Raw genomic sequence first — 14,343 nt, 5'->3', positions numbered from 1 at the left:
TTAAATTTACTACTTTTTTTTAAAGTTTTAATCAATGGGTTAAAAATAAGCTCTCAGTGCAACACTTCCCGTGTGAATGGCCTCGCTGGTTTCGCTTTTTCGGCCTTGGTATATAAAATTAAGGTCCAAAAACGTAGTCAAATTCATTTGCAAAAGCGTTCTCCATGTTAAATTTTGTCCTGTTTGCAATCCTTCCAACATTTGATAACCCGCTGAAGAAAATTCATTTCCCTTAAAATTATTTTCATACAAAGAAACCTCTCCGTTTGCGGTAAATTTCGAATTTCCATTATAACTAAAGGAAGTGCCAAATCGGTTTTGCAATAAAGTGTCTAAACTGCCAATCTGATTTTCTTTGTTGATGTATTCATAAAAAAGATCTAAGCTGATATTTTTTGAAAAGAGATAGCTAATCTTTGGGGCCAATACATATCCTTCAATACTATAATTTTTTTCGGCAAATGTTTCTGATTCTGCTTTAGTCAAAATAGTTTTGGCCAACGCATCAAACAGCCAACTTTTTTGCAACAAGTGTTGGTACTGCAATTGATGAAAGCTGTTTTTGTTTTTAATGGTACCTACAGACAATATGTTTTGTGCTTGGTTTGTCATGTAGGTATAGATAACCGAATTGTTGCGCTTCCCTCTATTATAAAACAAACTATTGGTAAAACTAGCAAGTAATCCCAAGACATTTTCTGGTGCCGAATGAAACGGATTCAAATCAAGATGATCTCCTTCATTTTTAACTTTTTGATCTAGAATAAAGCTACTTTGCAAATAAAAATAGGACAGCACCTTTTTGAAAGAATTGCTGTTTTGCCAAATTATAGGATTAATTATGAAAGATTGTGAGAACTTGTTTTGATTGGTTTTAATATAAATCTGATTGGGTAGAAAGATTCTGGTATAGGTTGCTAAATCAATGAATGGTGCGATTTCAAATTCTTCGAGTTCTTTTATTCCGTTATTATTATAGTCGTTCCAAGTGTATTTTCCCTGTCCTGCGGGAACTTCGACATAAGTGTAATTTTGAAAAGGCATGGTTCCCGAATTGGTTTCGTAAAGCGTGTTGCTTTGAACCAATTGTTTGAAAAATTGATCACTGTAGATAATTCTCGAATTCAGTGAGGGCGTGTCTTTTAAAGTAGGATCGGTGTAATCTAAAACTCTATAATTCACAAATACCGATAGATCACGATTTTCTGTTTTAAATAATTGCGATTTAAAATTATAGCTATTCGAGGTGTTTACTCTTTGCAATACTCTCCCGAATCCCGAAATTTCGGGACGGGATTGAATGCTGTCGTTTGTTCTTCTTAAATAACCCAATTGCACATAAATACGTGTGCTGTCTCCATGGCCAGTATATATTCCGTATTCATTAAACCGTTGGCTTTGTAAAGAGAGTTGTTGGGTTGTTTTGTTTGTGCCTTGGTTGTCTTCAAAACGTAAGGTGCCGCCAATCCAGTTTTTTTTGAAGTTGTATTGCACTTGTGAAACGCTTCTGGCGAATTTAGTGGTGGTTTCTATGTCGTCACTTTTTAATAAACTGCCATCAGTTTTAATAGCCCAATTGTTGAATGTAAATCCGGCATTGATGTTGTTTTTTATACCAGAGTAATTGTTGGAAATGGTGAGTCTTTGAAAAGCATATGTTATTGATCCTAAGTTTTTTGAATTTGTATTAGGGATTGAATTAAAATTCAAACCAGTGCCCAGTAAACTTTGATTGCCTGTTATGGCAGAATTGATATTCCAATCTCGATAGAATTCGATGCTATTTATGCGTTCTACAGGTTTGAAATTGGCTTCTGTAACTTGTAAATTGGCAAAAGCATCCAGGTTCCATTTTTTAGAATACAACCGTTGCTTGGTGTTGATATCTCCGGACAATCCTTTATTGTTGTCGTCGTCAAGAGTTGAGAATAAGTTTTTATCGCTGTTGCTAATGGCGATTTCAAAATCAACGGCAGTTTTTTTAGAAGGATTATATTTTCCGAAAAAGGTGGCGACTTGTGATTTTATAGGGGCTATTAATTGTATGATGGGTTCGTAATTTCCTTGTGTAATTCCGTTTATTGGAGCTACATATTCGAAGATTTTATCAACGCTTGCTTCGTTTTTCAAAATGTAATTTCCTTTTTTTAATCCTATTAAAGTAAAGGTAACCGTATACAATTCATCACTGGCGTTTGTTGAATATTCATAAATGGATTCCGCTCCAAGGATGGTTTTTTTATACAGTATTTTTTTTTCGTCATAAGTGTCAAGATATGCCGAGGGTGCAATCATTAAATTGGGATTGTCTCCGGCTTCTGCCAAAACTTGTGCTTGTTCTTTGGAAAGGTTTTGTTGAACGGGTTGGTTTTTTAAGTCATTTTCTGAATAGACTGCGGCACCAAAATTAAATTTTTTATTGGTGAATGATCCTCCATCGTAGGTGACAAATCGGGTGTAGTTTATCTCGGAATATTGGTATTCGATTACGATTCGCATTTCAGATGTAATACTGAAAAACGGAGTAAACATGATTTCTCCAGAGTTATAATCGATAACATAATCATTAGTTTCTCCTCTTTTTAATAAAACGCCATTGACATAAACACGTTCAGAACCAATGATGACCAAAACATACAATTCACCATTTTGTCCAATTAATTTATAAGGGCCTTGATTTCCTTCTTGCCCTTTGAAGTTGCTGCTGGCATAATGCCCTGTAACCAACCCGCCCGATACAAATAGATTCGTTTTACTGTCTTCATTTCCTAAATTGATAATAGTAGACAACCCTTGTATTTTTTTGTTGAATGAAAGGAAACGCGTGGTGTTGTTGCCAATAAAAACATCTCCGGCACGAACATTCCAATTGTCGCTGAAGAGTTCCATAAAAATGTTGTCGTATTGATTCAGTTTCTGGGAATAGCTTCCTTCCTGAACGGGAATGTTGGTGTCTTGAATCGAAGCTCTAATGCTAACTTTGTCGGATATTTTTCCGGTGATTTGAAAATCTAAATTCGAATTGACCACCGCATTTTGATTGTTACCGACCGTAACTCCTCTTGAAAGACTTCCTTTGGTGACAAGGCCGTCAAAGGGTGTGTTCTTTTTTGTGGCTACACTTTCAATTTTATATAAATTCTGGTTAGTAGCTTCGTTGTCAATAATTTTACTACTGTCGTAAATGCTGTATTCTTTGGTTAATAGGTCGGGGAATTTTAGATAATGAACCGTTACGGAATCTGTAATGGATTGGTTTTTGTCTTTAAATAGGAGTATTCCTTTCGAAAAGTTAATTTGGTATAGTGAACTGTCAATGGCTTGGTTTTTGGAGTCCAAAACTTTGAAAGCATAGGAATTGATGCTTCCTGTTTCCAGATGAATAGTGTCTGTCGTAAAAGCTATTTTTTTGGTGCTGTACCCCGAATTCGTTTCTTGCGCCTGTAGCCCAGAAAAACAAAAAAGCACAACCCAAAACAATACATTTTTAAACATAAATACTATAACTCGAATGCGCCAAAATTAGTATTTATTATTTTATAATGTGTTAATTAGAGTATTACCTCAAGAAGGGATATTAAAAATGATTAAAAGTAATTGGTGTTAGAAAAATAGCAACAAAAAATGGAAGCCGAATTAACGACTTCCATTTTTTAGTAACCTTATTTAGTAATCAGTGTTTAATTCTCTTTAGTCACAATTTGCATTGTTTCTCTACTAACTTGTTTTAAAAGGACAGTTTTGTTTTCTTCTACCGTTTGGGCGGCTTGTTCGGTAAAATGTCGAATGGTATATAAAGTAACATTTTCAGTAAAATCTACTTTGAATTTTTTAGAAAGTATCGCATTCAAGTCATTGAAATTTCCAAATTTATCTTCTACACATACCGAAAAACTAATCGCTGAATTCTGTATTAAATTCACTTTAAGTTTAAATTGATGAAACAAAGCAAATATTTCGCTGATGTGTTCTTCCATAATAAAAGAGAAGTCAATAGACGATAATGAAATCAACAGTTGGTTTCTTTTTACAATAAAACACGGTAAATACGGTTCAAGATCAGCGCCTTTGGCAACGCGAGTTCCCGGTAACAAAGGATTGATAAATGATTTTACATACAAAGGAATTTCCTTTTTTTGTAAAGGTTGCAATGTTTTTGGGTGAATAACCGATGCGCCATAAAAAGCCAACTCAATAGCTTCGCGATACGAGATTTGATTCAACAGACTTGCATTTTCAAAATACCTAGGATCGGCATTCATAACGCCCGGAACGTCTTTCCAGATGGTTACACTTTCGGCATTCAGGCAATAAGCAAAAATAGCTGCCGTATAATCTGATCCTTCACGACCCAATGTGGTAGTAAAGTTATTTTCGTCAGAACCCAAGAATCCTTGAGTGATGTTCAGTATTTTTCGCTTTACATTTTTGGAGATGTTTTTCTGGGTCAATTCCCAGTCCACTTCGGCATCTCTATAAGTTGCGTCTGTTTTTATGAAATTTCTAACATCCAACCACTGCGTTTTGATTCCCATAAAAGCCATAAAATGACTCAAAATGGTAGTCGAAATCAATTCTCCGTAACTTACGATTTGGTCGTAAACAAAATTATAATTCGGTGATTTGTTATGCGACAAGAAATATTCTAAATCTGCAAACTGAGTGTTAACTGCTGTAAAAACTCCATTTTTTTCGTCTTCAAACAAATCCATCAAGATTTGATTGTGATATTTTTTTACCTCTTGTACCGATGAATTTAATTCCGGCGATTTGTCAAAATAATTTTTGATAACCTCTTCAAGTGCATTGGTTGTTTTACCCATGGCAGAAACGATAACCAATACATCCTCATAACCAACCTGTTGCAAAACGCTGTATACGTTTTTAATTCCTGCGGCATCTTTTACAGAAGCACCACCAAATTTGAATACTCTCATGCTAATTCTTGATTTTAGATTTTAGATTTTAGATTTTTAGTCCCAAAACAAAATCAGATTTTTATTTTTTTAATCGATTATCCACGAAATGGTTAATCGCAGCTTCATCCATTTGTGCCAAATACCAATTTTTCAGCACTTTTGCACCCGATTTTTCATAAAAATCGATTGCAGGTGTGTTCCAATCCAGTACATGCCAATCAATTCTGCGAACATTATCTTTTTTTCCTTGCTTGATAATTTCAGAATACAAAGCGTAGCCTAAACCTGTTCCTCGCATTTTGTCTTTTACAACTAAGTCTTCCAAATGTATTATTTTCCCTTTCCAAGTAGAGTAGCGATAATAGTACAAAGCAATGCCTACAATCTCCTTTTCTACTTCTGCAACAAATACATGAAACAAAGGATTTTCGCCAAAACCGTCTCGAATGAGGTCGTCAACGGTGATTAAAACAGCTTCTGGCTCCTTTTCGAATACGGCAAGCTCTTGAATTAGTGCTAAAACGCCTGTCATGTCCTCTTTATTTCCTTTGCGTATATTCATGATATCGTATTTTTATCTTGCTTTATTATTAAAAAACAATTAATTAAGGAGTTGTTTTTATGGAATATGTAGCAAATATACAATACTGATAAACTATGTTGTTATTATTTTTTTCGTTTTCACAAAAAAAACGATATTTGTGACTTAAACTAACTACATCGATTTCGCAATGGAAGAAAGCAACAAAACTCTCGGAGAATTTATCATTGAAAACCAAAATGCCTTTCAATATTCGTCAGGAGAATTATCTAGAATTATCAACTCTATCCGTTTGGCGGCAAAAGTGGTTAGCTACAAGGTCAACAAAGCGGGATTAGTAGATATTGTTGGTGCTGCCGGAGAACAAAATATTCAAGGGGAAGACCAACAAAAATTGGATGTCTATGCCAATAATATTTTTATTCAAACCTTAATCAATCGTGAAATTGTTTGCGGTATTGCTTCAGAAGAGAATGATGATTTTATTACAGTTGAAGGAAGCGACAGCAGTCATAATAATAAATATGTAGTTTTGATGGATCCTCTAGATGGTTCGTCTAATATTGATGTGAATGTTTCTGTGGGAACTATTTTTTCGGTTTATAGAAGAATAACGCCAATAGGAACTCCTGTAACATTGGAAGATTTTTTGCAACCGGGTATCAATCAAGTTGCTGCGGGTTATGTAATTTATGGAACCTCGACCATGTTGGTTTATACTACAGGACATGGCGTAAACGGTTTTACGTTAAACCCAGCGATTGGAACTTTTTATCTTTCGCATCCTAATATGAAATTTTCTGAAGACGGAAATATTTATTCGATCAACGAAGGGAATTACGTGCATTTTCCACAAGGGGTGAAAGATTATATTAAATATTGCCAGCTAGAAGAAGGGGATCGTCCGTATACCTCTCGTTATATTGGAAGTTTAGTGTCCGATATTCATAGAAATATGATCAAAGGAGGAATTTATATTTATCCTACAAGTTCTAAAGCACCAAAAGGGAAATTGCGTTTGTTGTATGAATGCAACCCAATGTCCTTTATCGTAGAGCAAGCTGGCGGAAAAGCCTCTGATGGATTTGATCGTATAATGGAATTGCAGCCAACAGAGTTGCATGAAAGAGTGCCGTTCTTTTGCGGAAGCATCAATATGGTCGAAAAAGCAGAAGAGTTTATGCATAAAGCAAAACTGAGTAAATATTAAACCAAGTAAGCCAAGATAATAAACCGAAAAAAGCTCCCAACCAGGAGCTTTTTTTTATTTGTACATGTTTTTCATCTCATATATAAAGGTTTCTAGGTCCACGTTTTTGTCAACTAGTTTGAGCGCTTTGTCTACAATATAATTTACATTGCTAGGGGTGAAGCCTAGTGCTAAGCCAAATTTAATGAGTAAGTGCTCTTGTTTGTCTCCTAATTGATGGTCTCTATGAACGATTCGTGATAGATTATATAACGCTTCGAGTCTTTCAATGTATAGATAGGGAGCGTTGATTGGGTATTTTGATGGGTTTTTTAGAATTTCCTTGTATTCGCTTTCGGAAATTTCAAGATCTAAGGCAAGTTTGTCTAAGAATTTTTTTTCTTGTTCGGAGATGTTACCGCTAGCGTAGGCTACATGGACAATGGCTGAAAAATGACCTCGGTTTCTTTGATTGAATTCACTACTAAATAAATCTGAAATGGACATAATAAGAATGTTTTAGGTTTGACATAAAGATAATTAATTTTTTTAGTATTGATTTTGTTTTGCATAACTTTTTTGTACGATTGGCCTTTGTTTTTTATTTATTTTAGAGAATGATTTTTTAATCAAATACACCATTTTCAAAATTAATCGTAAGTTTACAACCTTAGTAAATGTTCTGAAATAATTCGTGCAATTTTTCTCGTTCTTTTGCCCTTTTTCTTCGTTAAAAAATAGTTCAATAGCCCAGCTATTTAAAGATTTTTTGCCTTGAAAAAGACCAAAATAACTTCGCCAAATTTTGTACGCTTTATTTTAAAACCTTTGCTTATCAATTTAATTAATTTATCGATGTCAGAATTTTTGATTTACTTTCAAATAGGATTAAAACACGTATTGGATATACATTCCTATGATCATGTTTTGTTTTTAATTGCCTTGTCAGTTCCTTTCTCTTTCAATGATTGGAAGAAAATTTTACTTTTAGTGACGGTGTTTACTTTAGGGCATACCACAGCACTGTTTCTTTCTGTTTTTGAAATCATCACCGTCAAAGTTAATGTGGTTGAATTACTCATACCGATAACGATTTTAATAACCGCTTTTTATAATTTATTTACGGCTGGAAAATCCAGTAAAAACGGCAGTATCAATTTGGTTTTTATCATAACGCTATTTTTTGGAATCATTCATGGATTGGGATTTTCTAATTATTTTAAAACCATATTAGGAGGTAGTGCAACCTCAAAATTATTGCCAATGTGTGAATTTGCATTAGGAATAGAAGCAGCACAAATTGTGGTGGTTATAGTGGTTTTGATTTTGTCGTATATCGTTCAAACCGTTTTTAGATTTTCAAAACGCGATTGGACATTAGTGTTGTCGGCATTTATTATAGGAGTGGTGTTGCCAATGATAGTAGAAAATGAATTATGGAAGAGATAATAATTATGGAGAAAAAGAAGTTAAATAAATATGACAGAGCCTATCTTAGGATTGCTACAGAATGGGGTTTGTTGTCTTATTGCAAAAGAAAACAAGTAGGAGCGATTATTGTAAGGGACAGAATGATTATTTCTGATGGATATAACGGTACGCCTTCGGGGTTTGAAAATTGCTGCGAAGATGAAGACGGATTAACACGTTGGGATGTTTTGCATGCTGAGGCAAATGCCATATTAAAAGTAGCGAGATCTACACAATCCTGCGAAGGGGCGACTTTGTATATCACGCTTTCTCCTTGTAAAGAATGCAGTAAATTAATACATCAATCTGGGATAAAAAGAGTGGTGTATCATAATGGATACCGTGATGATTCCGGAATACAGTTTTTATTAAAAGCAGGAATCGAAGTAGAACATATTCCAGTTTTAGAAGAGTAAAAAGAGCTGTAGCTATTTAGTTAGTTTTCAGTCTCAGTTTTCTCCCGATATTGTGATAGTTTTCTGTTCAAAAGGATAATAATCTTAAAATAGTACTAAAACAGATTCAGCTTTTTGCAAATATTGTTTAGAAAGCGAATTGCAATGTTTACAGACAACTCTGAAAACTGCGACTGTGACTGAAAACTGTGACCTAAATGGTCGAAAAAAAACTTAATTTTAATGCTTTTTGTCAAAATAAAATGAAATACGATACCAAATATTTACCTATACTTATTGGAAGCATTTTTGCCCTGGGTATTTTTATTGGTAGTTTGTCTAATGCTCCCCAAACGCATGGGTTTTTAATTAAAAAAAATACAAAAGAAAAACTTGACAAGCTGATTGATTTCATAGATAGCGAATATGTTGATAATGTCAATACGGATTCTATTGTTAATCTTACGGTTGATAATATCCTGGCTCATCTAGATCCGCATTCGGTATATATTCCGCCCAGTGAGCAAGCGGGAATAGCCGAGACCATGAAAGGTGATTTTGTGGGTATTGGAATTAATTTTTACATGTATAATGATTCGGTTGCAGTCATAAATCCAGTTAAAAACGGCCCTTCGGCAAAAGCGGGAATCAAAGCTGGAGATCGTATTTTGTATGCTGATAAAATCAAGTTGTTTGGTCGAAAATTACCCAACGATAGTTTATTTGCGGCCTTAAAAGGGGAAGCAGGGTCTCAGATAGAATTAACGGTTTATCGAAAATCCGAACGTAAAAAAATCAAGTTAACCATCAAGAGGGATGTTATTCCACTAAAGAGTGTTGATGTAGCTTTGCTATTGAACAAAACAACAGGGTATATAAAAATCAATCGTTTTGCCGAAACTACTTTTGATGAGTTTAAAACGGGATTGACCAATTTAAAAAAACAAGGCGTAAAATCACTGGTTATCGATGTTCGGGATAATGGGGGAGGATATATGGAAGAGGCCATTGCTATTGCTGATGAATTTTTGAAAGACAAGGAGTTGATTGTTTTTACCAAAAGTAAAAATGGAGTGATCGAAAAAACATTTGCCACCAAGCAAGGTAGTTTTGAAAACGGCAATGTCTATGTTTTAATTAATGAAAATAGCGCCTCGGCAAGTGAAATTCTGGCAGGAGCTATCCAGGACAATGACCGCGGAAGGATTGTAGGTCGACGTTCTTTTGGAAAAGGACTGGTGCAACGCGAAATGGATTTCAACGATGGTTCGGCAGTGCGGTTGACTATCGCCAGATATTATACGCCAACGGGAAGATCTATTCAAAAGCCATATTCAAAAGGGAATGAGGATTATTTCAAAGAATCGGATTCTCGTTTTTTGCACGGTGAGTTGTATAAAAAAGACAGTATAAAGGTGGTTGATTCCTTGAAGTTTAAAACCAAAAAAGGTAAAATTGTTTTTGGAGGAGGCGGAATTGTACCTGATGTTTTTGTGCCTTTGGAAGCTGAACGTGGAGCAGAAAATGTTTCGTATTTATTGCAATCCGGAATTGTTGGTCACTTTGTGTTTGAACAATTAGATAAGAATAGAAACGCTTTTTCAAAACTAACTTTCGGACAATTTTTAAATACAATAAATGAAACCGATTTGTATTTCTATGACTTTCAAAAATACCTTGTTCAAAATGGTTTGTTTATAAAACTAGGACACAATAAGGCTCTAGTGAAAAGATATATAAATGCGGAGTTTGCCCGTCAATTGTATGGCGATAAATATTATTATGAAATAATTTTGAAAGAAGATGCCATGGTGAAGGCGGTATTGAAAGGGGATTTAAAATAAAAAAGCCAAATTCCAAAAGCTAATGTTTAAGTTAGGTGATGGAAATTTTCAATACTATGTGGTATTGTTTCTCAGATATGTTATTTTCTAATACTATCGTGAGAATGCGTCTGAATGCCATCATTCCATAGCGTAAGTAAGTCTGTGGCGACAGCAGCTCCACTTCCGGCTGCAATAGTCAGTTGGCTTCTCCATCCCGCAAGAGTTCCTACTACATAAATTCCATCATTGACTTTATGGTCGATATTCTTCAATTGGATTCTTTGCTTTTCGGGAAGGGATTTTTTATGGGGTTCCACAAACTGCATCAAACCTTCAATTGCAAATGTATTGGCTGCGCCGATTCCTACTACAACATTGTGGGTTTTGTAACTGTTTTTGTTTGTGATAATAGTAAATTCTGGATATTGACCTTCGATTTTTAATGCTTTTTCCTCAGGGATTTGAATGATATGCGGATATGTATTGGATAAATGATCTATACTTTCGATTAGCAAATCAGAACCTAATTTTCCTGGAGGAATTCCGTAGGCATTGTTAAAAACAGCTTCTTGAAGTGAGGATGTTTTTTGATGGGTAAAGATTCCAATTTTCTTAGAAGAAACAAATGGCTTTTTGCGGGCAGAACCCAATACTTGAGCGCACGACACCCCAGAAACGCCTCCGCCTATGATTAATACGTCAAACACGATTACGCGTTGTCGTTCATTTTTTCAACTATTTTTTTAGACATTCTAAAAATCAGAAGAATTAATACGGCACAAAATGAAGCGGCAATGCCAACAAACGCTATAACGCTATCTCCCTTAAATGGATTTTGAAAATCGATTAAAGTAATATTAAAAATAAGAAGTGCAACTGCTAAAAGTACTAAGATATTAGTAAAAAGTTTCATAGGTTTAATTATTCTTTTGTGTAAATAAAGATGTTCTTTGAATCAATTTTAAAAATTAAAACTTGTTCAAAAATTGGGACAACCTTTAATACATAAAATATTAGGGGGTAAATTTATAATTTTTTTTTTTAGACAAACAAACCTTTAACATTAGCGGCGAATAATTTAACAGCAATTGCCAAAAGGACTACTCCAAATGTCTTGCGAATTACTCCAAGGCCATTTTGTCCTAGCATTTTTTCAATTTTTCCAGAAGATTTTAAGACGATGTAAACCAATATGATATTTAGTACAATGGCAATAACGATATTTAGGGTGTGAAACTGGGAACGTAAGGAAAGTAAAGTGGTCATGGTTCCCGCTCCCGCAATTAGTGGAAAAGCCAATGGTACAATCGATGCCGAACTGGCTTCTTCATCCCGGTACAGATGAATTCCTAGTATCATTTCTAAAGCCAAAAAGAATAAGACAAAAGAACCGGCAACTGCAAAAGAATGCACATCAATGCCGATTAAACTTAAGAACTCTTCTCCAATAAACAAGAATAAGATCATTATTAATCCTGCAACTAAGGCCGCTTTTTCAGATTCGATATGACCGTGTTTGGCTCTCAATCCTACGATAATAGGAATGGATCCCACAATGTCAATTACGGCGAAAAGCACCATTCCTACCGTTATTACCTCTTTTAGGTTGAAATCCATCATAGTATTGTTTTTTACAGAATAGTTCTTGTTAATTGTTTTTTGTCTATCAAAAATACGTTTATTTTTTTTATTTTGGAGATTCGGTTATTAATTGATTGTGAAGTAAAGCATCTTTATTCTGTTTTAATTTTTAATAATATTGATTAAATCAAAAGTTAAATTGCGTAATAACTTGAAAGTCAATCTGTAAGTTTGTTGTGATTTTAAAACATATAAGGCGACTGGGAAATATTTGACATTCGCTCTCTTGTCTATGTTGTTTTCATACAGTTGAGGGTGAGTGTAAATTTGTAGGGAGATACCAAACTCAGTGTAAAAGATGCTTTTGATAAAACGTCTAAAATGATGAGTGTGACTATGGAATGCAACACCGATGAAATGTTTTGACTAGGACGAAATAACTGCCCTTTTGATAAATTTAGATTGTGAATTTATGTAAGTAAATTTGTTGCAACGTGTTAATTTGATTCGTTTATTGCGCTTATGTTTACCGCTCGCTTTTATTTCTTGAATCTTTGACTACCTTTGCAAAATGTTTCAACTAGGAAAAACCATCGTCTCAGAGGATATACTCGAAAAAGAATTTGTTTGTAATTTGTCAGCATGCAAAGGAGCTTGTTGCGTCGATGGCGATGCAGGAGCTCCATTGAGTTTGGCAGAAACAAAAATATTGGAGGAAATATATCCAAAAGTAAAACCATTTTTAAGAAAACAAGGAATTGAGGCTATAGAAGCACAGGGAACTTGGGTAAATGGAACAGATGGTGAACTTGAAACACCGCTGATTGATAACAAAGATTGCGCCTATGTGATTTTTGATGGTAAGACAGCCCTTTGTGGAATTGAGCAAGCCTACAATCAAGGAATAATAGATTGGAAAAAACCTGTTTCCTGTCATTTGTATCCGATACGAGTTAAAGATTTTACAGAGTTTGCTGCTGTCAATTATGACAAATGGGATATTTGTGATGCAGCCTGTTCTTTAGGTCAAGAACTCGAAGTTCCGGTATATAAATTTGTAAAAGAAGCCCTTATTCGTCGCTTTGGCGAAGATTGGTATTTAGAGCTTGAAAAAGTAGCCGAAGAATTGAAAAACAAATTGTAAAAAATTAAAAAATTAGTATCGGTAATTATTTAAAAATTCTATATTTTACAGGTGTTTAAGATGTTTTCACGTGGTTAATTCATTGATTGTTAGCGCGTTGTAGTTTGAAAGAAAAACACTTCATTTTTTGTTTATTGTTAAAAACTATGAACTATTGTGAATAAGTTTGACTTTTAATAACCGCAATATTTCACAATCTTTGTAATTCGCTTTTCGCACCGATTTTCATTAAAAATTCAAAAAAAAACAAATACAATCCAATGTCGCAAATTGAACCAATTTTACAAGAAAACAAAAATCGTTTCGTGATTTTTCCTATCAAACACCATGATATTTGGGAATGGTATAAAATGATGGAAGCTAGTTTTTGGACTGCCGAAGAAATTGATCTTTCACAGGATTTGAACGACTGGAATAATAAGTTGAGTGATGATGAGCGTTACTTTATAAAACATATCCTTGCTTTTTTCGCAGCATCGGATGGGATTGTAAACGAAAATCTTGCTGAGAACTTCGTAAATGAAGTGCAATATGCCGAAGCTAAGTTTTTCTATGGTTTTCAAATCATGATGGAAAACATTCATAGCGAAACCTATTCACTTCTGATAGACACTTACGTGAAAGACGAAGCCGAAAAAGCAGATTTGTTTAATGCATTGGAAGTTTTTCCTGCCATTAAGAAAAAAGCGGAATGGGCTTTGAAATGGATTGAATCGGATTCGTTTGCAGAGCGTTTGATCGCTTTTGCAGCGGTAGAAGGTATTTTCTTCTCGGGAGCATTTTGTTCTATTTATTGGTTGAAAAAACGTGGATTGATGCCAGGTTTGACTTTCTCTAATGAATTGATTTCTCGTGATGAAGGTGTTCACTGTGATTTTGCAGTGCATTTACACAACCACCATTTGATCAATAAAGTACCAAAAGAAAGAATTAGAAGCATCATAGTGGATGCTTTAAATATAGAAAGAGAATTTATTACCGAATCACTTCCAGTAAGTTTGATCGGGATGAATGCAGTATTAATGACCCAATATTTAGAATTTGTTGCCGATAGGTTATTGGTAGAATTGGGTTGTGATAGAGAATATAATGTTACCAATCCATTTGATTTTATGGATATGATTTCACTTCAAGGGAAGACTAATTTCTTCGAGAAAAAAGTTGCCGAATATCAAAAATCAGGTGTTAAAGTTACTGAAGGCGATTCTCAAAAAATTAGCTTCGACGCTGATTTTTAAAATACAGTTTTGAGTTTTAAATATTACCTAAGTATTTGAT

Annotated in this window: 13 protein-coding genes; 6 read left to right on the top strand and 7 right to left on the bottom strand. The window is 34.4% G+C overall.

The genetic code is table 11. From position 1 onward, the window contains the following. Nucleotides 1-39: 39 nt before the first annotated feature. The 3 genes from DB891_RS06060 to DB891_RS06050 form a co-directional block, all read right to left on the bottom strand. Nucleotides 40-3,495 (bottom strand): hypothetical protein, encoded by a 3,456-nt coding sequence (locus DB891_RS06060; protein ID WP_116761610.1) that lies wholly within the window; start codon nt 3,493-3,495, stop codon nt 40-42. 185 nt (nt 3,496-3,680) lie between these two features. Continuing rightward, a complete protein-coding gene (locus DB891_RS06055) occupies nt 3,681-4,937 on the bottom strand; it encodes an aspartate kinase (protein WP_116761608.1) in 1,257 nt (418 codons plus the stop codon). Between the two features lie 61 nt (nt 4,938-4,998). Beyond that, on the bottom strand, nt 4,999-5,481 hold the full coding sequence (locus DB891_RS06050) for a GNAT family N-acetyltransferase (protein WP_116761606.1): 483 nt from the start codon (nt 5,479-5,481) through the stop codon (nt 4,999-5,001). 169 nt (nt 5,482-5,650) lie between these two features. Between DB891_RS06050 and fbp the strand changes: the two genes are divergently transcribed. Continuing rightward, the gene (fbp, locus tag DB891_RS06045; RefSeq protein WP_116761604.1) at nt 5,651-6,670 is read left to right on the top strand and encodes a class 1 fructose-bisphosphatase; all 1,020 of its coding nucleotides are present in this window, start codon (nt 5,651-5,653) and stop codon (nt 6,668-6,670) included. A gap of 54 nt (nt 6,671-6,724) precedes the next feature. On the opposite strand, the gene DB891_RS06040 is transcribed toward fbp, so the two are convergent. After that, nucleotides 6,725-7,156 carry a tellurite resistance TerB family protein gene (locus DB891_RS06040; RefSeq protein ID WP_116761602.1) on the bottom strand — a complete coding sequence of 144 codons (432 nt, stop codon included), beginning with the start codon at nt 7,154-7,156 and terminating at the stop codon, nt 6,725-6,727. Nucleotides 7,157-7,504: 348 nt separating this feature from the next. Between DB891_RS06040 and DB891_RS06035 the strand changes: the two genes are divergently transcribed. From DB891_RS06035 to DB891_RS06025, 3 genes are all read left to right on the top strand, one after another. Next, complete coding sequence (locus DB891_RS06035) at nt 7,505-8,098, top strand: HupE/UreJ family protein (protein ID WP_116761721.1); 594 nt, start codon at nt 7,505-7,507, stop codon at nt 8,096-8,098. Between the two features lie 5 nt (nt 8,099-8,103). Next, nucleotides 8,104-8,535, top strand: coding sequence for a deoxycytidylate deaminase (locus DB891_RS06030; RefSeq protein WP_116761720.1), 432 nt, complete (start codon nt 8,104-8,106; stop codon nt 8,533-8,535). A 242-nt stretch (nt 8,536-8,777) separates the two neighbouring features. Continuing rightward, complete coding sequence (locus tag DB891_RS06025) at nt 8,778-10,358, top strand: S41 family peptidase (protein WP_116761718.1); 1,581 nt, start codon at nt 8,778-8,780, stop codon at nt 10,356-10,358. Nucleotides 10,359-10,438: 80 nt separating this feature from the next. Here DB891_RS06025 and DB891_RS06020 read toward each other — a convergent pair whose 3' ends face one another. The 3 genes from DB891_RS06020 to DB891_RS06010 form a co-directional block, all read right to left on the bottom strand. Next, complete coding sequence (locus DB891_RS06020; RefSeq protein WP_116761600.1) at nt 10,439-11,047, bottom strand: FAD-dependent oxidoreductase; 609 nt, start codon at nt 11,045-11,047, stop codon at nt 10,439-10,441. A 2-nt stretch (nt 11,048-11,049) separates the two neighbouring features. Further along, nucleotides 11,050-11,253: a hypothetical protein gene (locus tag DB891_RS06015; protein WP_116761598.1), complete on the bottom strand. Its 204-nt coding sequence runs from the start codon at nt 11,251-11,253 to the stop codon at nt 11,050-11,052. A 128-nt stretch (nt 11,254-11,381) separates the two neighbouring features. Next, entirely contained in the window at nt 11,382-11,957 is a 576-nt protein-coding gene (locus tag DB891_RS06010) for a MarC family protein (protein WP_394335989.1), read from the bottom strand. A gap of 535 nt (nt 11,958-12,492) precedes the next feature. Here DB891_RS06010 and DB891_RS06005 point away from each other — a divergent pair. Together DB891_RS06005 and DB891_RS06000 are read left to right on the top strand one after the other, a co-directional pair. Beyond that, nucleotides 12,493-13,065 (top strand): DUF3109 family protein, encoded by a 573-nt coding sequence (locus tag DB891_RS06005; RefSeq protein ID WP_116761594.1) that lies wholly within the window; start codon nt 12,493-12,495, stop codon nt 13,063-13,065. A 260-nt stretch (nt 13,066-13,325) separates the two neighbouring features. After that, the gene (locus tag DB891_RS06000; RefSeq protein ID WP_116761592.1) at nt 13,326-14,303 is read left to right on the top strand and encodes a ribonucleotide-diphosphate reductase subunit beta; all 978 of its coding nucleotides are present in this window, start codon (nt 13,326-13,328) and stop codon (nt 14,301-14,303) included. The last annotated feature ends 40 nt before the right edge of the window (nt 14,304-14,343 follow it).

Origin of the sequence: Flavobacterium laiguense, assembly GCF_003097655.1 — a bacterium.
GTDB classification, from domain to species: domain Bacteria; phylum Bacteroidota; class Bacteroidia; order Flavobacteriales; family Flavobacteriaceae; genus Flavobacterium; species Flavobacterium laiguense.
This window is presented reverse-complemented; position numbering and strand designations above follow the sequence as displayed.